This window comes from Acinetobacter sp. YH12100 (genome assembly GCF_013419135.1).
Classification (GTDB): Bacteria; Pseudomonadota; Gammaproteobacteria; order Pseudomonadales; family Moraxellaceae; genus Acinetobacter; species Acinetobacter pseudolwoffii.
In genome coordinates this window covers 171,197-193,095 of record NZ_VPAQ01000001.1, presented here as the reverse complement: position 1 = coordinate 193,095, position 21,899 = coordinate 171,197, and the positions used below count along the sequence as shown (strand labels likewise).

The 21,899-nt window shown below is 42.8% G+C and carries 20 protein-coding genes and 4 tRNA genes; 9 read left to right on the top strand and 15 right to left on the bottom strand.

The features are described 5' to 3' along the window. The first annotated feature begins 2 nt into the window (after window positions 1-2). The 3 genes from ubiA to FTU40_RS01055 all read left to right on the top strand — a co-directional run bounded on the left by ubiA (window position 3) and on the right by FTU40_RS01055 (window position 2,624). Window positions 3-881: a 4-hydroxybenzoate octaprenyltransferase gene (gene ubiA / locus FTU40_RS01065; RefSeq protein WP_005096418.1), complete on the top strand. Its 879-nt coding sequence runs from the start codon at window positions 3-5 to the stop codon at window positions 879-881. 135 nt (window positions 882-1,016) lie between these two features. Further along, window positions 1,017-2,231 carry an alpha/beta fold hydrolase gene (locus tag FTU40_RS01060; RefSeq protein ID WP_180039438.1) on the top strand — a complete coding sequence of 405 codons (1,215 nt, stop codon included), beginning with the start codon at window positions 1,017-1,019 and terminating at the stop codon, window positions 2,229-2,231. A 135-nt stretch (window positions 2,232-2,366) separates the two neighbouring features. Continuing rightward, window positions 2,367-2,624: a hypothetical protein gene (locus tag FTU40_RS01055; protein ID WP_005096421.1), complete on the top strand. Its 258-nt coding sequence runs from the start codon at window positions 2,367-2,369 to the stop codon at window positions 2,622-2,624. A 1-nt stretch (window position 2,625) separates the two neighbouring features. Here FTU40_RS01055 and FTU40_RS01050 read toward each other — a convergent pair whose 3' ends face one another. From FTU40_RS01050 to FTU40_RS01020, 7 genes are all read right to left on the bottom strand, one after another. Further along, a complete protein-coding gene (locus FTU40_RS01050; RefSeq protein WP_034608591.1) occupies window positions 2,626-3,069 on the bottom strand; it encodes a DUF2726 domain-containing protein in 444 nt (147 codons plus the stop codon). 62 nt (window positions 3,070-3,131) lie between these two features. Then, window positions 3,132-3,207 (bottom strand) — tRNA-Asn (locus FTU40_RS01045). A 6-nt stretch (window positions 3,208-3,213) separates the two neighbouring features. Beyond that, a tRNA-Asn gene (locus tag FTU40_RS01040) sits at window positions 3,214-3,289 on the bottom strand. Window positions 3,290-3,581: 292 nt separating this feature from the next. Beyond that, a tRNA-Asn gene (locus FTU40_RS01035) sits at window positions 3,582-3,657 on the bottom strand. A gap of 5 nt (window positions 3,658-3,662) precedes the next feature. Beyond that, window positions 3,663-3,738, bottom strand: a tRNA-Asn gene (locus FTU40_RS01030). Window positions 3,739-3,885: 147 nt separating this feature from the next. Beyond that, complete coding sequence (locus FTU40_RS01025; RefSeq protein WP_180039436.1) at window positions 3,886-4,512, bottom strand: superoxide dismutase; 627 nt, start codon at window positions 4,510-4,512, stop codon at window positions 3,886-3,888. A gap of 153 nt (window positions 4,513-4,665) precedes the next feature. Continuing rightward, window positions 4,666-5,424, bottom strand: coding sequence for a Nif3-like dinuclear metal center hexameric protein (locus tag FTU40_RS01020; protein ID WP_180039434.1), 759 nt, complete (start codon window positions 5,422-5,424; stop codon window positions 4,666-4,668). A gap of 170 nt (window positions 5,425-5,594) precedes the next feature. On the opposite strand from FTU40_RS01020, the gene FTU40_RS01015 reads away from it, so the two are divergent. After that, on the top strand, window positions 5,595-6,776 hold the full coding sequence (locus tag FTU40_RS01015) for a trypsin-like peptidase domain-containing protein (protein WP_180039432.1): 1,182 nt from the start codon (window positions 5,595-5,597) through the stop codon (window positions 6,774-6,776). Between the two features lie 137 nt (window positions 6,777-6,913). Further along, the gene (locus tag FTU40_RS01010) at window positions 6,914-7,171 is read left to right on the top strand and encodes a hypothetical protein (protein ID WP_005096427.1); all 258 of its coding nucleotides are present in this window, start codon (window positions 6,914-6,916) and stop codon (window positions 7,169-7,171) included. Between the two features lie 341 nt (window positions 7,172-7,512). On the opposite strand, the gene FTU40_RS01005 is transcribed toward FTU40_RS01010, so the two are convergent. The 3 genes from FTU40_RS01005 to lipA form a co-directional block, all read right to left on the bottom strand. Then, entirely contained in the window at window positions 7,513-7,902 is a 390-nt protein-coding gene (locus FTU40_RS01005) for a carboxymuconolactone decarboxylase family protein (protein WP_100357211.1), read from the bottom strand. Window positions 7,903-8,071: 169 nt separating this feature from the next. Beyond that, entirely contained in the window at window positions 8,072-10,576 is a 2,505-nt protein-coding gene (locus tag FTU40_RS01000; protein ID WP_180039430.1) for an acyl-CoA dehydrogenase, read from the bottom strand. 353 nt (window positions 10,577-10,929) lie between these two features. Further along, entirely contained in the window at window positions 10,930-11,943 is a 1,014-nt protein-coding gene (gene lipA / locus FTU40_RS00995) for a lipoyl synthase (RefSeq protein WP_180039428.1), read from the bottom strand. A gap of 213 nt (window positions 11,944-12,156) precedes the next feature. On the opposite strand from lipA, the gene sthA reads away from it, so the two are divergent. Then, complete coding sequence (sthA, locus tag FTU40_RS00990; protein WP_100355232.1) at window positions 12,157-13,572, top strand: Si-specific NAD(P)(+) transhydrogenase; 1,416 nt, start codon at window positions 12,157-12,159, stop codon at window positions 13,570-13,572. A gap of 138 nt (window positions 13,573-13,710) precedes the next feature. On the opposite strand, the gene FTU40_RS00985 is transcribed toward sthA, so the two are convergent. The 4 genes from FTU40_RS00985 to FTU40_RS00975 all read right to left on the bottom strand — a co-directional run bounded on the left by FTU40_RS00985 (window position 13,711) and on the right by FTU40_RS00975 (window position 17,162). Continuing rightward, window positions 13,711-14,040, bottom strand: coding sequence for a four-helix bundle copper-binding protein (locus tag FTU40_RS00985; protein ID WP_100355231.1), 330 nt, complete (start codon window positions 14,038-14,040; stop codon window positions 13,711-13,713). Between the two features lie 555 nt (window positions 14,041-14,595). Further along, window positions 14,596-14,730: a hypothetical protein gene (locus tag FTU40_RS15180; protein WP_005096435.1), complete on the bottom strand. Its 135-nt coding sequence runs from the start codon at window positions 14,728-14,730 to the stop codon at window positions 14,596-14,598. Further along, complete coding sequence (locus FTU40_RS00980; protein ID WP_180000824.1) at window positions 14,723-15,937, bottom strand: MFS transporter; 1,215 nt, start codon at window positions 15,935-15,937, stop codon at window positions 14,723-14,725. The genes FTU40_RS15180 and FTU40_RS00980 overlap by 8 nt, the downstream gene beginning before the upstream one ends. Before the next feature lie 154 nt (window positions 15,938-16,091). Then, window positions 16,092-17,162: an OmpW family protein gene (locus FTU40_RS00975; protein ID WP_074383021.1), complete on the bottom strand. Its 1,071-nt coding sequence runs from the start codon at window positions 17,160-17,162 to the stop codon at window positions 16,092-16,094. Between the two features lie 451 nt (window positions 17,163-17,613). Between FTU40_RS00975 and FTU40_RS00970 the strand changes: the two genes are divergently transcribed. Continuing rightward, window positions 17,614-17,793: a hypothetical protein gene (locus FTU40_RS00970; protein ID WP_004646507.1), complete on the top strand. Its 180-nt coding sequence runs from the start codon at window positions 17,614-17,616 to the stop codon at window positions 17,791-17,793. A gap of 301 nt (window positions 17,794-18,094) precedes the next feature. Here the strand turns inward: FTU40_RS00970 and FTU40_RS00965 are convergent, their stop codons facing one another. Then, window positions 18,095-18,883: a hypothetical protein gene (locus FTU40_RS00965; protein ID WP_074383019.1), complete on the bottom strand. Its 789-nt coding sequence runs from the start codon at window positions 18,881-18,883 to the stop codon at window positions 18,095-18,097. Between the two features lie 233 nt (window positions 18,884-19,116). Here FTU40_RS00965 and uvrB point away from each other — a divergent pair, with 233 nt between their 5' ends. After that, window positions 19,117-21,138, top strand: coding sequence for an excinuclease ABC subunit UvrB (gene uvrB / locus FTU40_RS00960; protein ID WP_005096439.1), 2,022 nt, complete (start codon window positions 19,117-19,119; stop codon window positions 21,136-21,138). A gap of 146 nt (window positions 21,139-21,284) precedes the next feature. Beyond that, window positions 21,285-21,872 (top strand): lipocalin family protein, encoded by a 588-nt coding sequence (locus FTU40_RS00955; protein WP_180039426.1) that lies wholly within the window; start codon window positions 21,285-21,287, stop codon window positions 21,870-21,872. The last annotated feature ends 27 nt before the right edge of the window (window positions 21,873-21,899 follow it).

Genomic DNA, 21,899 nt, shown 5'->3' with positions numbered 1-21,899 from the left:
ATATGGCAACTGCACAAGCAATAACCTGGCGTGAGCGTCTTGGCGCCTATTATTATCTTTGTCGTTTTGATAAACCGATTGGTACTGAACTGGTCTTTTGGCCAACCTTGTGGGCGTTATGGATCGCGGCTCAGGGGATGCCACGCATTGAAATTTTAATTCCCATGATTTTGGGTGTGATTTTTATGCGGGCGGCGGGTTGTGCCATCAATGATTTTGCTGACCGTAAAGTCGATGCGCATGTGGAGCGTACTAAAAACCGACCACTAGCGACCGGAGTCATCAGCGCCAAAGAAGCGGTGATGGTATTTCTGGTTTTGGTGGCTGCCAGCGCCTGTCTGCTATTTTTCTTGCCGATCGAAACTTTTTACTGGTCATTTGGGGCTTTGCTGTTAGCGTTTATTTATCCTTTTATGAAACGTTATACCCATTTGCCTCAAGTATTTTTGGGTGCAGCATTTTCCTGGGCCATACCCATGGCCTATACCGCTGTTGGGCAAACACCTGATCTGACCTGCTGGTTATTGTATTTTGGCAATCTGGCCTGGACTGTGGCCTACGATACTCAATATGCGATTGCAGACCGTGAATATGATTTAAAGATTGGAGTAAAATCAACCGCAATTCTGTTTGGTCGCTATGATATTCCAATCATTAGCACCTTGCAGGCGAGCAGTATTTTATTGATAGGTGCTGCACTTTGGCTGGAAAATTTATTGATTCCATTTGGCTTGTTAGCACTTTTGCTGGTTGCTGCTGATTTTATTTACCAATGGTTTAAAACTCGCGATAAAAATCCACAGCTATGTTTTTGGGCATTCCGTCATAACCGTTGGATTGGCCTCATTATTTTTGTGGGAATATTGTTTGCTCTAAGATAATTACCGTATGTCGGATAACAACAAAAGCATCCTATAAAGGATGCTTTTTTTATGATTAATTTTGAGTGATCTCGATTAAGAGATAGGGAATAACAATAAAAGGATAGAAATATGTAGAACAGTTATAAGAAATTGATGTTAGGTGTGCTGTGTTCCTCGGTACTATTTTTATCTGCGTGTAACGATGATGATAATGATTTCTTTGTCCCGCAGCCTCAGGTTTTTCTCGGTGAACAAACGTATACCCAAGATGTTATGTCTCAAGCATCAAGTATTCGGGTTATGCACTATAACATGCCAAATGTACAGAATAGGACTGCAGAAGCTACTGCCTTGGTAATTTATCCGCGAACACAACAACCACGAGATGGTTGGCGTGTTGTTGTCTGGGAGCACGGTACAGTAGGGAGCGGTGATAGTTGTGCGCCAAGTCGAAATACTTTTAACCCACGCTTTAAAGCCATGGCTGAGAGTCTGCTTGCCAAAGGCTATGTGATTGTTGCTCCTGATTATGAAGGATTGGGTACACAGGGCATTCATCCTTATTTACATTTAGAGAGTGCGGCACAATCTGCAATTTATGCAGTGAAAGGATTTAAGCAACAGCAAGGGAATAGATTTAATGGAGCTTGGGTTTCTGTGGGTCAATCACAAGGGGGGCATGCTTCGCTTGCAACGGCAGAATTTGCAGGAAATGATCCAAACTATAAGGCAGCGGTTGCTGCGGCACCAGCCTCCAGCCTAGGTTATATTATTGGTACAGTTGCCCCACAAGCTTTAAATCGATTAGTTTTGGGCGAGGGTGCTGGTGTTGTTCCGGCAGGAACTGCCAAAGCTGTGTATTCAGAATTACTTGCTTATGCAGCATATGTGGCAGTTGGAATTAAAGCTTATGAGCCAAATTTTGTATATCAGAATATTTTTGAATCCAGTGCAAAACTGGTTGCTGAGCGTGCAGAAGGAACCACTGGTGAAAATGGCTTGTGTCTAGGCGATTTAATGACAGAGTTTAGTGCAGATATCGATCAATGGTTGCGGCAGAATCCTGGAAGAACAGTAGCTGAATATCCGGGGTTGATAGATGCTTTTGATCAAAACAGATCTGTGAAAGAATTTTTGGTGGAGAACCAACCCGCGACTAAAAAAATCAGTGTACCAGTCATGATTATTCAGGGTAAGGAAGATATGGCAGTACCTTATGATGTTACAGATGTTTTGCAAAAGAATTTGGCAGCTTTGGGTACAGACGTGACTTTCCTAGGGGTTGAGGGCGCAGGACATACTCAAGCAATTGTAGAAAAGAATGCTGAACTGGTTGCATTTATTGAAGAGCATATGCCAGCTAAGTAAAGAATAGAGTTATTAAGATCTACAAAGGAGCTTCGGCTCCTTTTTTACAGTAAAACTTTTCAAAGACTTGAGCTATGACTTTATTTTGTTATATTGAGCAGTGCAATTAAGTGAAGAAATTAAAGTAGGTTTGTTATGTCTGAGCAGCCGCAGCCCCGCAGTGTTAAAAAGCTGGTAATTTTAGGTGCGCTGGTATTATGTATACCGATATTTTTGGTGAGTATGGCTTTTCTTGCGGTAAATAGTGATGCTAAAAATCAGGAAAAATATAAACAGCAGCAGGCAGAAATGATTGCGCGCATCGAAGCGCGAGAAGCTGCGGAAAAGCTCAAAGCAGAGCAAGATACAAATTCAACCCAAGCTGCATCCGAAAGCGCAGTAACCTTACCTTAAATTATCTCAAATCTCTTTGCAGTTGTCTGATGCTTGGAATCTGAGTGTATCGAATCACGGTATAGCCTGCTGCAATCAGCATAGCATCCCGTTCAGCATCTTCCTGCTCTTTGCCAATGTGGCTGGGATCATCCAGTTCAATAATGGTCAGTACATTATAGTCACGATCAAGCACCACAAAATCTGTAACTTTACGATTGAACTGATTACGCATGTTCATCTGGTCATGCGTAATCAAGGCGCTAAAGGCAACCTGAGCCAGAATATGATGATGAGGAAAGGCTTCTTTTAGGCGTATAAACATCCTGCTTTCAAAAGCAGTAATCACACGCTTCGGATAGAATTTTTTTTGACGGGTGAACAGATGCGGGAAGAGCAGGCAAACTAACGCAAAAGTTGCCAGGCAGCCAATCACAAAAAATATAAACTGACTCAAATTAAACACAGATCACAAATAGGGACGAATAAAAAAACCCACTTCGCAATGAGTGGGTTTTTTCAGAATCTTGGCTCTCCCACCTGGGCTCGAACCAGGGACCTGCGGATTAACAGTCCGTCGCTCTACCGACTGAGCTATGGGAGAATAGATTGGCTCTCCAACCTGGGCTCGAACCAGGGACCTGCGGATTAACAGTCCGTCGCTCTACCGACTGAGCTATTGGAGAATCTGACAGCGATTATAGAGAGATTTGAAAAGGGGTCAAGGCACTTTTAGAAAAAAGCCGAAGAAATTGAATCAAGTGTTTTAAAAATAGTCGAAAAGGCTTGGAGTTCAAACTGTTATGTTTATGTAAACAGTCTGAGCAGTCAGATTGTTATCAGCCTTAATTTTTATAAGTGATCTGGCTCAGAGAATATAAGGTAGCTAATTGTATATACAGATATCACTACCGATCTCAATTTAAAAAAGCAGATATAAAAAAACCCACTTCGCAATGAGTGGGTTTTTTAGAATTTTGGCTCTTCCACCTGGGTTCGAACCAGGGACCTGCGGATTAACAGTCCGTCGCTCTACCGACTGAGCTATGGAAGAATAGATGGCTCTCCAACCTGGGCTCGAACCAGGGACCTGCGGATTAACAGTCCGTCGCTCTACCGACTGAGCTATTGGAGAATCTGATCGGCATTTTAGGCAGGAAACCCAAGGTCGTCAATCAATTAATGTAAAGAAATGAATTGTTTGCTTTATAAATATTCATTTGGGGCTTAAAAATAAAAAAATCACCCGAAATGGGTGATTTTTTAGCAAAGAAATAAAGAATTATTTCTCAACACCTGCAGGCTCACCTGCATATTTGGCATTTGCATAATCCCAGTTTACTAGGCTTTCCAGGAAAGTAGAGATGTATTTAGGACGTGCATTACGGAAATCGATGTAATAAGCATGTTCCCAAACGTCAATCGTCAATACTGCAACTTTACCGTGCGCCATTGGCGTATCGGCATTTGAAGTTTTCATGATTGACAGTTGACCGTTTACTTGGTCAGCCACTAACCAAGCCCAACCTGAACCGAACTGAGTGGTTGCAGCAGCAGCAAATTCTTCAGAAAATTTTTCGTAAGAACCGAAAGCTTCATCAATTTTTGCAGCCAAAGTACCCGTTGCTTTACCGCCACCGTTTTTAGCCATACAGTTCCAGTAGAACGTGTGGTTCCAAACTTGGGCAGCGTTATTGAAAACACCTGCTTTAGACGCATCACCAGCAGTTGCTGTAATGATTTCTTCTAGAGTTTTGCCTTCAAGCTCAGTACCAGCGATCAGGTTGTTCAGGTTAACCACATAAGTATTGTGGTGTTTGTCGTGATGGTATTCTAAAGTTTCTTTGCTGATGTGTGGAGCAAGATCTTCGTAGCCATAAGGTAATGCTGGTAAAGTAATGGTTGTCATGTTCTCAATTCCTTGCATTTAGCTGGGTTTTAACAATAAGTGGCTTTATTGTAATAGATAATCGGACAAAATGGGCATTGCGTATAAATAACAATACACAATAAATCCTGAAAATATATAAATAAAGCTCGTGGAAAATGCTGTCAGCGAGAATTAAATCGGATTGTCTAATTCGTAATAAGCATACTCAATATTAAACTGTTCTGAAATCGCTTTGGCCAGGCGCTGTACACCATATTTTTCAGTGGCATGATGGCCACAGGCATAATAATGTACATTCAGTTCCTGAGCTTCATAGAAGGTGCGTTCGCTCACTTCACCAGAAATGTAAGCATCACACTCTTGTAGCGCTGCTTTATGAATATAATCCTGCGCACCACCGGTACAGAAACCGACTTTATGGATTTGAGTTTTGTCCGCAGGAAGATGAATTGCATCAAAGCCAAGTTTTTCTGAAACATGGTTTTTAAAATATTCAGGGCTCATCGGTTGTTTTAAATAGCCAATATTGCCAATCGGATGGCGTTCACTCGGATCCAACTGTTCGATATTTTCCAGTTCTAATAAATCTGCAATCGCCGCATTATTGCCTAAAGTTGGATGACTGTCTAAAGGCAGATGATAGCCAACCAGAGAGATATCATTTTGAATTAAGGCTTTAATTCGTTTACCGCGCATACCAGTGATCGGGTAGGCTTCACCTTTCCAGAAATAGCCATGATGAACCAGCAGTAAATCTGCGCCTTGCTCAATTGCCGCTTCGATCGCACTTTGCGAAGCACTCACGGCACACAGAATTTTATTGACCTCGGATTTACCTTCAATCTGCAAGCCATTCGGTGCATAGTCCTTAAATTCACGTGCTGCCAAAGTCTGTTCACACCACTGAATAATATCGTTTAAATTCGCCATAAAATTCCTGTTCGTTTAAAAATTTGCCAATATTTATCTTTATATTTAATTGTAACTAAAGCTGCACAAAACTCTGTGGAATTTTTTGTGTTTAGTTATGTATTTCGCATTACAATAGAACACAAATTACTTAGTCATCAACGAATTAAAATATTTTAGAGGATAACAACGTGCGCCGCACCTTTACATGGTTACCCTGGGTGTTACTGATTTTGGTCATTATCGGTTTTTTGGGGTGGCAACAACTACAAAAACCAAAAGCACCGGTTGCACCAGATGGTGTCAAGATGCCTGCTGAAAAAGTAGAGCCGTTGATTGATACGTCGCGCTCAGGAGGCGTGGTCTCCTATAGTGCTGCGGTGAGAGTAGCAGCGCCGGCTGTAGTCAATATCTTTACCACTCAAAAAGTCAAACAGCAGGCTCATCCTTTGTTGACCGATCCGGTCTTTCGTGAGTTTTTTGGCGATCAGTTGCCTGACCAGTATGGACAAAGTCCGAATGAGAACAGTTTAGGTTCCGGGGTGATTGTACGTCCTGATGGTTATATCCTGACCAATAATCATGTGATTGCACAGGCAGACCAGATTGTGGTGGCATTGCAGGATGGACGACGTGCTGAAGCAAAAGTTGTGGGAATGGATCCAGATACCGATCTGGCAGTGATTAAAATTGAACTGGATCAATTACCCGTGTTGCCTTTTAAATTGAGTGGCAATGAAGTCGGTGACGTCGTTTTGGCCATTGGTAACCCATTTGGTGTGGGTCAAACCGTAACGCAAGGGATTATTTCAGCAACAGGGCGTTCAGATCTGGGCATTAATACCTATGAAGACTTTGTGCAAACTGATGCTGCAATTAACCCGGGAAATTCAGGCGGAGCCTTGATCGATGTCGCCGGCAACTTGATTGGGGTGAATACGGCAATTTTCTCGCAAACTGGTGGTTCACTGGGGATTGGTTTCGCCATTCCAGCCAAAATCTGTCAGCAGGTGATGAATGCTATTCTGAAAGATGGCCGTGTCGTTCGTGGCTGGTTAGGAATCAGTTTATTACCGACAGAACGTGATGATGTACTGCAACCTAAAGAGAAAGGGGTGACCGTCGCAGAAGTGCTGGCAGATGGACCGGCAGCGAAAGCGGGCATCCAGCGTGGCGACAAAATTATGAAAGTGAATGGGGAAGAGATCAGTTCGGCTTCGCATTTGATTAATTTTGTTGCCCTGCAAAAGCCGAATAGTACCATTCAGATTGAAGTAGAGCGTGCCGGAAAAACCATGATGCTGGATGTAGTAGTGACTGAGCGTAAAGCACAAAACAGTTCTTCCCAATATATTCCACTGCCCGGTCAGTAAGTTTCTATTTAAAAAATCCCTCTGCAGAGGGATTTTTTTTGCCTGTTATTTTTTAGTTACCTGATACAAAAATGAAATACGGCTTTTGGTTTAAATCATTTAACTTGATGAAATTACATCAAAAGAGAAAATAAAAAATGACTTTTATGACGGCGGATCAGGCCAAGGTTTTATCAGATGTGGCTAATTTAAATATTGAGGTCTATAAGCCGCGTCTAGCCAAGCTAATTGAAGAAAATGCGAAACAGGGCAATACCGCAGTCATTACTGTATTTCCCAAACATTTGCCTTTGGAAGATATTCGGGCTTTATCAGCCGAGTTGACTGAACTGGGCTATAACGTACGTTTTGAAGTGCTGGAGTTTTATTATAGCTTTAATGTGTACTGGCTCTAGTGTGAATCTTCATTGAACTAAGGCTTATTTTGAGCCACTATTTTACTGGATCTGTCTGATCTTGATCTTATGAGTGATCGGGTTGTATGTGATCAAAGACGCGAGTTTTTATAAGTAGGTGCTCAACTCTAAAAAATCTATCAGTTTTATTTTAGAATCATTAGTGTAATGTACCGAGAATCTACAACTTCTCGGTACATATTCATTTGACGGATAGGCTGAGATCAGGGTAAGCAACTAAAATCAGCTGAGCCTTATTTAGCCTAAGTAACTTATGAATCATCTGCAAAATTAAATTTTGAGCTTATTTCTAAAACGGCTCAATTTCATCTGCAACCAAATTATTCCTGATTCACCTGATATTCCTGGATCACTTCAAGTGCTGCACGAAATGCTTCCTGAGTTGCTGGTGCACCGCAATATGGCAGGCTATGGAGTAACACTTCCTGAATTTCCTCAACCGTCGCGCCGTTGTTAAGAGCGCCCCGAACATGGCCTTTTAATTCAGTGGGGCTTTTTTGAGCCGTAAGGAAAGCAATGGTAATTAAAGAACGATATTTACGTGGCAATACACCTTCACGTTGCCAGGTTGAACCCCAGGCATGTTCATTAATCCAGTCTTGTAGAGGCTGGGTAAAAGGCACGGTATTTTCCTGTGCACGTTTGACAAAGCTTTCACCCATGACGTCAGTACGGACTTTCAGGCCATTTTCATAATCTTGTTGTGACATGGTTTACCCTCAATTTTCTTATAGCTCTAGCTTAGTGCTTTTTATGCGAAATACCATCGTGCCATAGTCGTAAAAAAGTGGCTAAAAAGCCACTTGGAAAGGTTCTAAAGTGAAATATTCAACTACGATCCTACTTTGGAATTTATGACACCTTTGGTCAAAGTTTGATTTAAGGCGAAGTTGAGTGTAAAGGATCGGTTTGAACAGAAGTATCGGTTCCTGTCGCATCTGCTTTACGGATATGGGGGTTCTCCAGTTCCAATACTTCCTGTAAATGCAGATCAAAGACATCTGTGAGCATGCTGTCATAACGACGTGCATTATAGTGAAGCAGCTTTTCTGCTTCTTCATCATTAATAAAGCCATGTTGCTGTGCATCTGTCACATGCTCGGCAAAGCTTAGACCTTTAAACTGACCTTTGTTTTCAGCTTTTTTAAAGCGATCCCAAAGCTGTTCAATATCCAGTAGCAAAGCGAAAGTCGATTCCATGCGTCCAGTGACATCAGTTTCATGGGTATTGTAATAGACATGCTTTTTCAATACCTGACGGAATGCGTTATCTTCCATCATGCTATTTGCAACCTGCTGTTTAAGCTGGTCTGAGGGTTTGTGTACGGGACGGCCAAATGGGAAACATAACAGCTTGACCATGCCTGCTGCTGCACCGGCCGGGAAGTTAGCAAACAGATCATAAAATGCTTCCTGCGCTGTATAGAGTGACTTTTCTATTGCAAGCTGTGCATGCAAACGTTCAGCTTCAGTCTTTTTGCTATGCTCAAAATACTTCAGAATAGAGGAGGCAATAAACAGGTGAGCATGAATATCGGCGAGACGTCCGGACAGCATTTCTTTGCGTTTGATATCGCCTGCCAGCAAACCCAGACACATGTCTGCGGTTAAGGCAAAGTTGGCGCTCAGCCGGTTAATGACCTTGTAATAAGGTCGGGTAAACTCAACTGCACTTTGAGGTGCTGTACTTGAACCACCCGTAAATGCGTAGGCAAAGGAACGGGCGGTACGGTTAAAGGTATAACCCAGATGTTTAAACAGCAAATGATCAAAAGGGTTGAGTGCTGCTGCCGGGTCTTCAGCCTGTAAGAGTTGTAATTCTTCATAGAGATAAGGATGGCAACGCATTGAACCCTGACCGAAAATCATCAGGGAACGACTGAGAATATTTGCACCTTCAACGGTAATGGAGACAGGAATTGCCTGATAATAAGGTGCCAGAAAATTACGTGGCCCCATCTGAATGGCGCGGCCACCGACCACATCCATCCCGTGATTTACCACCTTACGCATTCCCTCCGTGGCATAGTATTTGGCAATCGCTGTCATTACAGCAGGCTTGCCGCCCTGATTAAGGCCACAAGTCACCAGATAACGGAAAGCTTCCAGCATATAGGTATCACTGGCAATTTCACTATTGGCTTCCTGAACACCTTCAAACTTGCCGACTGAAATTTTAAATTGTTGACGGATTCGGGAAAAAGCCCCGACATTTAAATAAGTCATTTCTGCCGCAGAAGTAGACAGTGCCGGTAGGGAAATGCCACGACCCACAGCCAGACATTCCATCAGCATGCGCCAGCCCTTACCGGCATTTTTTACACCACCAATAATCCAGTCCAGAGGAATAAATACATCTTTACCTTCAACTGTACCATTCATGAATGGTGGGCCGGGATTATGACGAGGACCTACTTGCACCCCTTCGTGACTGGCAGGTAGCAGGGCACAGGTAATACCATATTCTGTCTGCTCGCCCAAAAGATGATCCGGGTCATACATTTTAAAGGCCAGACCTACCACTGTTGCAATGGGTGCCAGCGTAATCCAGCGTTTGGAAAAATTCATTCGCAAGCCTAGGACTTCCTGACCTTCAAACTGGCCATAGCAGACCACGCCAGTATCGGGAATAGCGCCTGCATCAGAGCCGGCTTCAGGACTGGTCAGGCCGAAACAGGGAATTTCTTCACCTCGCGCCAGGCCCGGCAGGTAACGGTTTTTCTGTTCCTCAGTACCATAATGCAGCAATAGTTCACCCGGGCCGAGAGAGTTCGGTACCATGCAACTCACGGCCGTGGTGAGGGAGCGAGAGGAAATCTTGCTCATCACCCGGCTTTGAGCAAAAGAACTAAATGCGCGACCACCATATTCTTTGGGAATAATCAGGCCCAAAAAACCATGCTCCTTAATATATTGCCAGACATGATCAGGCAGCGCTTTCTGCTCGTGAATTTCCCATTCATCCAGCATGCTGCACAAGGTTTCAACTTCATTGTCCAGAAAGGCCTGTTCTTCTAGCGAGAGTTTTGGATAAGGATAGCTATTAAAGGTTTCCCAGTTCGGTGCACCCATAAACAGTTCTTTTTCCCACCAGCTGGTTCCAGAGTCGAGTGCTTCACGCTCTGTCGGACTGATGCTCGGCATGGCATTGGCCAGTGCTTTATAGGCCGGTCTGGAAATAAACGACATGCGCAAAGGGTCGATTATCACCACGAGGCTGATCAGGATGAGCGGGATACCAAGAATCAGTGACCACGGACTAAGAAAGGCACAGACCACTAACACGACCATCAGCACGATTGCACCTGCACTACGCGAGAGCTGAAAATAGAAAACTGCCCATAAACTCAGTAATAGCAGTAGCACAGCGAAAATAAATGACATTGTTATATTTCTCCAGATTTATACAAGGCTGCCTGTGCCGGGATCTCATAGAATTTTTGTCACAGTTCATTCATTTTTTTGTCGCTTGAGGATCGGACAGGTTCAGCATTGCACGTGTGAGAATGATCGTTTTCAAGTCTTGCAACGATATTTTTAAATCTTTCATCTATTTCTGAGATTGTTTGAAAAATGCTCAGTCTTCAAGTGAGAACGCGCAAAGAAATGTGAAGATAAGTAATGACTTAATCTTATCTAAAATAAAAAATGGGGTTTAATGCTGAGTAGAATTTTAATTATGGATGTTAAAAAGCCCTCTACTTGAGAGGGCTTTTATTTTATTTATTTAAACAGGACTAAGCTTCAATGGCCTGAACAGCAATTTTCTTGGCAGGGTCAGTTTTACGACGCACTGCTGGAACCGGTTCGCCGTAGTATTGACGATCGGCAAAGTAGCTTGAACGAACCATGGGTGCTGCCCAGATATTGCGGAAGCCCAGTTTTTGGCCATGTTCGGTATAACGTTCGAATTCTTCAGGGGTCACAAAGCGATCAATCGCTGCATGTTCTTTAGAAGGCTGTAGATACTGACCAATCGTCACATAGTCCACGCCGTGTGCATGCAAATCGTCAAGTAAGGCAAGCACTTCTTCTTCAGTCTCACCAATACCGACCATCAGGCCACATTTGGTTGGAATATCCGGGCAATATTCTTTAAACATTTTTAACAGGTTTAAAGAGTGCTGATAATCAGAACCTGGACGCATCGCCTTATATAAACGCGGTACTGTTTCAATATTATGATTAAACACATCGGGTGGACATTCGGTCATGATGCGCAGTGCAATATCCATACGGCCACGGAAGTCCGGTACCAGAATTTCAAGCAAAGTTTTTGGACTTAAAGCACGTGCTTCTTTAATACAATCGACAAAATGCTGCGCACCACCATCGAGTAAGTCATCACGGTCTACAGAGGTAATCACGGCATATTTCAACCCAAGATTAGTAATGGTTTCGGCCATGTGGCGCGGTTCATCTGCATCCAGGGCATTTGGCCGACCATGTGCTACATCGCAAAATGGACAGCGACGGGTACAGATATCACCCATAATCATAAAGGTTGCGGTACCGCCACCAAAACATTCAGGCAGGTTTGGACAGGCTGCTTCTTCACAGACAGTATGTAGTTTTTGCTCGCGAAGCGTTGTTTTAATCCGTTGTACTTCTTCCGGCGCTGCCATCTTTACGCGAATCCAGTCCGGCTTACGTGGTGTTTCAACCGTAGGGATCACTTTTACAGGAATACGAGCGACTTTCTCTGCGCCACGAAGTTTGACACCCTGTTCAGGTTTACGGTTTTCAGACATATTCAACTTTTCCACTGTTTTTGAAGGGGGAGATGATCAAAGATAGCGCGTTTATTATAACGAACTTAGCTATAAATAGGGCAAAAAGGGGTATTCATTTAAAAAATGTTCTCATCAACCAATATATGTGAGTTAAATACACAAAATCAACAGGATTTACGTCATAATAAGCAGGTAGATTAAAGTGAATTTTTTAATTTTGAGGAGCGTTGAATGCCACGTAAAAAAGAGGTCGTTAGTGGGACTTTCGTTAAATATGATGCGGTAGTTCTAGGTTCGGGCCCTGCGGGCGAAGGCGCGGCAATGAAACTTGCCAAATCTGGTAAGCGTGTTGCAATCGTTGAGATGCGTGAACAGCTAGGTGGTAACTGTACCCATGTAGGTACCATTCCAAGTAAAGCATTGCGTCAAACGGTATCCAGTATTATCCGTTATCAACGTGATCCACTGTTTCAGAAAGTTGGGGACTGGAAACAGTTCACCATGAAGCAAGTATTGCGTCATGCGCATAAAGTGATTCAACAACAAGTAGATACACATTCACGGTTCTATGACCGTAACAAGATCGATATCTATCATGGTCGAGCCTATGTTCAGGATCAAAATACTATTTTTGTATTTAGTCCAGACGGCATTAAAGAAACCTTGGTGTTTAAGCAACTGGTCATTGCCAGCGGTTCACGTCCGTATCGCCCAGAAATTCTTGATTTTAATCATCCACGGGTATTTGATTCAGATAAAATTCTGGATCTGGACTTTTCTATCCAGAAAATCATCATTTATGGCGCAGGTGTAATTGGCTGTGAATATGCATCGATTTTCATTGGTCTTGGGCATAAAGTTGATTTGATCAATACCCAGCACAAACTGTTAAGCTATCTGGATGATGAAATTTCCGATGCGCTGTCTTATCATTTGCGTGAACAAGGTGTGCTGATTCGTCACAATGAACAGATCGACTTTTTAGAAACATTTGATGATCATGTGGTGATGCACACGCAAAGCGGCAAAAAAATTAAAGCCGATGCAATTTTGTGGTGTAACGGCCGTTCAGGTAATACCGATGGTTTAGGGCTGGAAAATGTTGGCCTGAAACCAAACAGCCGTGGTCAGTTGACGGTAAATGATCAATACCAGACTGAAGTTGAAAATATCTATGCTGCCGGTGATGTAATCGGTTGGCCGTCGCTTGCATCTGCTGCTTATGACCAAGGTCGTTGCGCGGGTGCCAATATGAGCGGTGAGCCAGACGTTGCCCCCGTTACTGATATTCCAACCGGAATTTATACCATTCCCGAGATTTCTTCGATTGGTAAAACTGAGCAGCAGTTGACTGAAGAAAAAATTCCGTATGAAGTCGGTCAGGCCTCGTTCCGTCATTTGGCGCGTGCGCAAATTACCGGTGACACTATGGGCGAATTAAAGATTTTGTTCCATCGTGAAACGCTGGAAGTTTTGGGTGTACATTGCTTCGGTAATAATGCATCTGAAATTATCCACATTGGTCAGGCGGTGATGAACAGTCCAAACAATACGATCAAGTATTTTGTGGAAACCACGTTTAACTATCCGACCATGGCGGAAGCCTACCGTGTAGCGACACTCAATGGTATGAATCGTTTATTCTAAGCGAGATGTTTGCCTTGGATTTAAAAAACCCGTAAGTGAAGGCTTGCGGGTTTTTTGTTTTAAATGCTTTAAATCAGCTAGAAGATAAAGCATTGACCAATTCAATTCGGATGAAGATAAAGTTGATTAACTTGGTTTTTAAGCAGCCATTTTTCGGCATTCTTCTGCACAACGGCGACAGGCTTCTGCACATTGCTGACAATGTTCATGTTGGTGCTGACTGCATTCCTCTGCGCAATAATCACAAGCCTTGGCACACAGCTCGCAGATTTCCTGCATAAAAGGCGATTGCTTCTGCTCCATACGCGCGCAGAGCTGACAAATATCGGCACAATCCAGACAACGCTGGATGCATTCACGCATCATTTCTACATGTTCTTCTTTTAAGCAGGCAGCTGCACAAGCAATACAGGTGAGGGAGCAGCTCATACAGGTTTGAACACAATCTGACAAATGACTGGTATTCATCTTTTTCTCCTTAAGGCGATAAACATATTTATGACTGAATACGCTAAGCAGAAAAAGGAAAACACACTAGGTTAATTAGGTGAGAAAAAGTAAAGAATAACTTGGTTATGTAAAGGATATACGAAAGAATCTTATATTGATTAAGCTTGAAAATAAAATTCACTCGAGCAGAACTGGCAATATTCCAAAAATAAAACACCGTTGAGGTGGTTAGTTCCTCAATGCTGAAAGTGTATACCTCGCTGATCTAATTCTTCTGGAAGGCTGGATTATCCCTTTTTTATTATGATGTTTCTCATTAAAACGGGCGACTACTGGCAAGACTGATCCGTTTAAGCAAATGGTACTGATCGGCTGGAAAAAGACAACGGGAGTGTAAAGTCTCGGAATTTTCTTGTTCATGAGCATCTAAGAAAATTTCCAGATTGAAATAAAATTAAAAAAGTAATGATCAGTTTATGAATAACCTTGTATTTTTATTATTCTATTGATTATGAATCATTTAAGTTATTGTGCTGTGAATTGTGTTTATTTAGCTGAGTAAATTTCAGCAGTTTAATGCGCACAAAAGGCCTGATTAAAGTATTCAAACAGCTGCGGTGTCTGGATCCATAATGCCACCGACAGAGCGAATAAAAGCAAGAGCGCCACAGCAATCGAGATTTTGAGTATGAGCATAGAATCAGTCATGCACAATTTGCTCCTCATTGACCCAGAAATGTACCAATACGCCAAAAATGCTTAAGGCAATCGACAGCATCCAGACAGCATTATAATTACCACTCAAGTCATGATTGACTCCGCCAAGATAACCACCGAAAAACGAGCCGACCTGATGGGTAAAAAACACGATACCGCTGAGCATGGTCAGGTATTTCACCCCGAACATATTCGCCACAATGCCGTTGGTGAGCGGAACGGTCGATAGCCAGAGTAATCCCATAATGACACCAAAGGCATAGACTGTCCATGTGCTCAGTGGCAGCATGAGAAAGGCAATAATTGCGATCCCGCGTAAGCCATAGAGACCCATCAACAAATGCGGCTTGGAATATTTACCCCCGAGCCAGCCCGCAGTATAGGTGCCGACCACATTAAATAGACCCACCAATGCCAGAAAAATAGTCCCTGTGGTGGCATTAAAACCGTGATCAATCAGATAACCCGGCAGGTGAATGCCAATAAATACCACCTGGAAACCGCAGACAAAAAAGCCCATAGACAGAAACCAGAAGGGTTTATGATTTTTCACTACCAGCAGAATCTGTTTAAAACTGAGGGACACTTTATTGGGTGTAGATGCTGCATTTGGATGAATATACATTGGTGCTTTCAGCATCCAGGCCAGTGGTACAATCAGGGCAATCAAAATCGCACTGACCACCAATGCTCCTGACCAACCAACATTCTGTAACAGCAACAGGGTCGAAGGCAGCATGATAAACTGGCCAAAAGATCCGGCAGCACTGGCAATACCCATCGCCAGACTGCGTTTTTCTGGTGGTGCAGCACGTCCTACAGCAGACAGTAAAACCGGGAAAGATGTTGCAGACAGGGCCAGACCTAAAATCAGGCCCACACTCAGATTTAACAGCAGTCCAGTAGAACTGATCGCCATGAGTAGCAAGCCCACGGCATAGAGTGCCCCACCTACGGCAACGACAATCTTGCTGCCATATTTATCTGCGAAGGCTCCAGTAATGGGTTGTACTGCTCCCCAGATCAGGTTTTGCATGGCAATCGCCAAGCTAAAAACATTATGTCCCCAACCAAATTCATCACTCATCGGCACCAGATAAAGACCAAATGCATGACGTACGCCCAATGACAATGCCAGAATGATAGCGGAGCCAATCAGCATAAAAATAAGCGCTTTGGAAAATGGAGTATCGGACATAGGGTGAGCATGCAGATGAAATAAGCGCTTATGGTATTCGATTCAAGCTATGGAGGCGATAAAATAAAAATTAATCAAAAGATAAATTTTTTTTATCAATATTTTAAGCTTAAAAAAACGGCCGAAGCCGTTTTCCTAAAACCTGATCTTGAAATTAGAAACGCATCCCGAATCCTGCATAGGCCAGAATAGGATTGATTTCCACATCAGCTTTTGAGCTAATCAGGGTTTGTCCGGTATTTTCATTAATTACTGTAATTTTAGATTCATTTTTCAAATGGGCATAAGATACTGAACCAACTGCAAACCATTTCTCATTGAAATCATAAGTGAAGCCCACAGTCGCTACGGGAGCAAAGGCATCGGTAGCCTCAAGATCCACTTTCATTCTGCCAGTACTGTCCTTCATTTCCAAGGAAGCACCAGCATTCTGATTAATAATATTCTGGATCATATGACCTGCAGCAACGAGATCAGATTCAATGCCTTTATCCATTTCAAGCTCATTGAAATAAGCGTACATTAAGCCTACCCCTACATAAGGTCTGAATTTATTGACCCCGGTTTTACCAAAATGATACTGGAATTCAAAAGCAGGGGTCCAGGCACGTGCTTCTGCTGCTTTGCTAGACTGGGCTAGATCTGTAATTCTAATGTCATTAGCAAGATTCAAATTACCTGCAATCCCGCCTAATGGCGTTGCCACAGCGGCAAATGGCGCATAGATTGTGCCTTTGCCCTTGATATCGACCTTGGGAGGAATGCCGGCTTTCATTTCAAACGAAATATTATCGGTAAAATAGTAGTTGGACATAATGCCTAAGGTAGTGACATCATCGGCTTCCAGACCTGTTCCTGGATTATCCCATTCTGAAAGACCATATACGTAGGAATCTCCAGAAAGGCCACTAGATACTTTACCCCCAAATGCACCAATTAGTCTGACTAATCCTTCAACCACACGGTTTGGTTTGCGGTCGGGGTCAAGGTTGTCTATGACGGTTTGCGCCTGAATATCTCCAACTTTAGATTGATAGCCTTCATTAATCGCAGTATTGACACGAACAGGCTGTGCTTTACCTTGCGGCATGACATGCAAGGCACCGACTGATACAGAAAAGCGCTTAAAGCCATCTCCATCCTGCAGACTAAAATAAGGTGAATCTGCATGTGCAACCATAGGTAAAGTGGCTAGGCCTGCCATACATGCCAGCATTGTTTTCATTGATTTGGAACTCCATGTCCACTGTGTTTATTCGTTTTTCTAGTAAATTTATTATGTGAATTTCATTAAAAAATTCAGTTATAGAACAACAGGTCAAAAGTTAAGCGATGGTTAATATTGGTAACTGCTGTATATTTTTTGTATATATCTCTTGAGTTTTAAGGAATGGATAGGGTGTAAAAATCACTACTTTTACCCTATTAACTTAATTATAAAAATGAAGAAGATTTGCTCTTGAGGGAGTTAAAATTTCAATCCTATGAATTTTTATCATTGAAGATATAAATGAGAGTTTAGGTGAATTTTAGGCTATGTTGCTTTAGGTATTTACCATTATGGGATGATTTTTTTATATTTCCAAAACAAGAGCATATGAATTTATCCAAGATCCTGCTACCCAGTTGACTGAGTTTTTTTGTACAATAGCTGCATATATTATTGAGTGAATCACATGAGCACCCAAACTCCTCCCAAAAAAAAGCCCCTGGTTAATTTACCTTTCCCGATCAAACAGGCAGAGCAAAATGCTGCAGAAGAAGTTCTGGAAGATTTAAGACCAAGACCACAGCGTTATGCTGACCGTACCTGGATGCCACCACGCGGTACGCGTCGTTCAATGGGTAAACGTTAATTGGTCGAACTCAAAAAGCTATGATGAGTCATGGCTTTTTTTGTGTAAATTTTTAGATATTCAGCAATTAATATTTCATCTATTTCCTTATTTCTCGAGCAGATAAAACCCTGGCCAGATTTTTCTCATTTCTCATTTCTCATTTCTCATTTCTCATTTGCATGATCTTGATCGAATACATGCAGCATCTCAAAAAGCTCATCGCTAAGCAGAATAAAATAATTAGTTGATCTATTGACCTTGCACATCTTATACCCATAAAAAAGCCAATTCAGAAATTGGCTTTTAGAGAGATAAGTTATTAGCGAATGCTTTTACGTGCTTTATTTTCCGGTTTTGGTGGGGCAATTTCTCGCTGTTCTTGCCAGACATCAATAAAGTCTTTTTCATTAATATTATACAGCTCAAGTAGCGCTAAAATCACACCCCCAAACAGCATGGCACCTTCGGAATGACTCTGAAAATCGACCAGTTTGGTATTTAGATTATGCAGGATATCTTCAATTTCGAAGACCCGTTCCCGCCCATTGCTGTCGGTCGGATAGATCTGGGTATTTAAAATAATCCTCGCCAGACTTTTTTCATTTTCGGTCAATGGCAATTCTTCAATCAGCTCATCAGTCGCAGGATTTAAAATGACTGAATCGCGAAAAATCGTATGTAGGAAGTTTGCGCTTAATTTGGGTAGAGGCTTTTCCACAAAAGGGCGGAAAGATTGCGGGAAAATGACATTGCGTGAAATGCCTTTAAACATCGGTGCAATTTCTTCGACTTTATAACCTGCGATCCCGCATCCTAAAGACGTAATAAAATATTTATTTTTAGAATGGTTTTTGGTGTAAATCTTGAAGTCATCGATATAGTGCTGGATTTGTGACAGCGGCATTTGCTGCAAATGCTCGTTCATGGTTGGAATGGCATAGCTTTGACCCGACCAGCCACGACCGACGCCCATGACTGCACCAAAATGCTCAAGCGCTGTTCTTGCTGCGCCTGCGCTATGCTGACCCGCCAGATTGCTGCCAAAAACAAACACGGTATTTTCCGGAAGGGATTTAACAATATTTTCATCGTGATAGTGGTAAGTCATAATTGTCTATTCGAGGCCATCCTGATCTTCATGTTGCCTTTGATCGGGGTTGGGGTCAAGTAAAAAGCAGGGATGGCCTGAATGTTGAAAGACTGACTAAATATGAGAATTCTCAACATATTTCTCGACTGTCATCATCTGTTGGATTTCGGTATTTTGGCTATGGAATCTGCTCCGGCAAGTCTGAAATCTGCTAAAATTCCTGATCCGCATTCGAGTTGAGACATGTAGCTGTGACTGATAAGCAACCCTTTGAATTAGTAACCAGTTATCAACCCGCAGGTGATCAGCCACAGGCCATTGAAAAGCTGGTCAAGGGTATTGAACAGGGCTTTCATGATCAGCTTTTACTGGGCGTTACCGGGTCGGGTAAGACTTATACCATGGCCAATGTAATTGCACAGACCCAGCGTCCGACCATTGTCATGGCACATAACAAAACGCTGGCTGCACAGCTTTATGGCGAATTTAAAGCATTTTTCCCGAATAACGCCGTCGAGTATTTTGTCAGTTATTATGATTATTATCAGCCGGAAGCTTATGTGCCATCTTCAGATACTTTTATCGAGAAAGATGCCGCAATTAATGACCATATTGACCAGATGCGTCTTTCCGCGACCCGATCATTATTAGAACGTCGTGATGCAATTATTGTCGCATCAGTTTCTGCAATTTATGGTTTGGGTGATCCGAATGCCTACATGAGCATGTTGCTGCATGTGGTGGAAGGCGACCGCATTGGTCGTGATGACATTATCCGCCGTCTGGTCGAAATGCAGTATTCGCGTAATGAACTGGAATTCCTGCGCGGTACTTATCGTATTCGTGGGGAAATTATCGATATTTTTCCGGCAGAATCGGATCAGGATGCGATCCGGATTGAACTGTTTGATGATGAAGTCGACTCCATCCGCTGGTTTGATCCACTGACCGGAAAAATGGTGCGCAAAGTCCCGCGGGTGACGATTTATCCCAAAAGTCACTATGTCACGCCAAAAGACAATTTATCCCGCGCGATTGAAACCATTCGGGAAGAACTCAAAGAACGACTGGTGTTCTTTCGTGAAAATGACAAATTGCTGGAAGCGCAGCGGATTGAACAGCGTACCCGTTATGATCTGGAAATGATGCAGCAGTTGGGCTATACCAATGGCATCGAAAACTACTCGCGTCATTTGTCTGGACGTCCTTCAGGCGAGGCGCCGCCAACCTTGTTCGATTATATTCCCGATGATGCCTTGCTGATTATTGATGAATCGCATGTGACTGTGCCACAAATTGGTGCCATGTATAAAGGCGACCGTTCGCGCAAAGAAAATCTGGTGAATTACGGCTTCCGTTTGCCAAGCGCGCTAGATAACCGCCCGATGAAATTTGAAGAATGGGAACGCATTGTCCCGACCACCGTTTATGTCAGCGCAACGCCAGCACGTTATGAACTGGAAAAATCGCAGCAGATTGTCGAGCAGGTGGTACGTCCGACCGGTCTGATCGATCCTGAAATTGAAATTCGTCCGGTACTGACGCAAGTCGATGATGTACTTTCAGAAATTAATCTGCGCAAGGATATCAATGAGCGGGTACTGGTCACCACCTTGACCAAGCGCATGGCAGAAGACCTGACCTCTTATTTAAAAGAGTACGGGATTAAGGTCGCTTATTTACACTCGGATATCGACACCGTTGAGCGCGTCAAGATTATTCATGAGCTGCGTACTGGCGTACACGATGTGCTGGTCGGGATTAACCTGCTGCGTGAAGGTCTGGATATGCCGGAAGTGTCACTGGTTGCGATTCTGGATGCCGATAAAGAAGGTTTCCTGCGTTCTGAGCGTTCTCTCATTCAGACTATCGGGCGTGCTGCGCGTAACCTGAAAGGGAGGGCGATTTTGTATGCAGATCGAATAACTGACTCAATGCAAAAAGCCATTGATGAGACAGATCGACGTCGTGCCAAGCAGATTCAGTTTAATGAAGAGCATGGTATTACTCCGCGTAGCGCAGTCCGTCAGGTAATCAAGGAAATTGATACCGGTGAAATATTGGATGATGATTCAATTGAATTGAAAGCTTCTGATCAGGCGCGCGCGATCAGTGCAGATGAACGACATATCATGGCAGACCCGAAAATGTTTGCGAAGCATATTAACAAGCTTGAAAAGGAAATGCTGAAAGCCTCTAAAGAGTTACAGTTTGAGCAGGCTGCACGTCTGCGTGATGAAATTTTGCGCTTAAAAGCCCAGATGTTTGATTGATTTTTTTTTACATGAAGTTTTATTTCGATGACCTAAAGTCAATCATAAACCAAACATAATGTAACAAATCAAGTGCTTGGATAAGGCTATTGTAAGAACAGAAAATTTTTAAATAAATATTTTGTGAACATATAATAGGTATTTTTATGACAACTCAAAATTCTTCAGGTAATGGATTGAAGCTGGCAAAAATTGCTGTGGGTAGTGCGGTTCTTCTTGGTTTGGGCGCGGCGACGATGGCCTATGCGCAAAATGAGCCATTAGCCACTGTTGAAAAAGTAGAACTGGACCGTTATTTGGGGACTTGGTATGAAGTGGCGCGCAAGCCTTTGTCTTTTCAAAATAAATGTGATCGTGATGTCACTGCAACCTATACCTTAAATGAAAATGGCAATATTGTGGTCGATAACCGCTGTATGAAAAAAGATGGTCAGCCCACCCAATCCTTGGGTGAGGCATTTGTGCAAGATCCACCGCAAAATACCAAATTAAAAGTCAGCTTCCTGCCTGAAGCAATCCGCTGGATTCCGATTGGCCGTGGTGATTACTGGGTATTAAAGCTGGATGATAATTATCAGACCGTTCTGGTGGGTGAGCCGAAACGCAAGTATATGTGGATACTATCACGTAATCCGCAATTAGATAAAAATGTTGTAAACGAATATTTGCAATATGCACAGTCTGTGGGTTATGACCTGAGTGATGTGATTCATACCAAACAAACGCAAAGATAGAAATATCTTCTTAATCGAAACCATGCT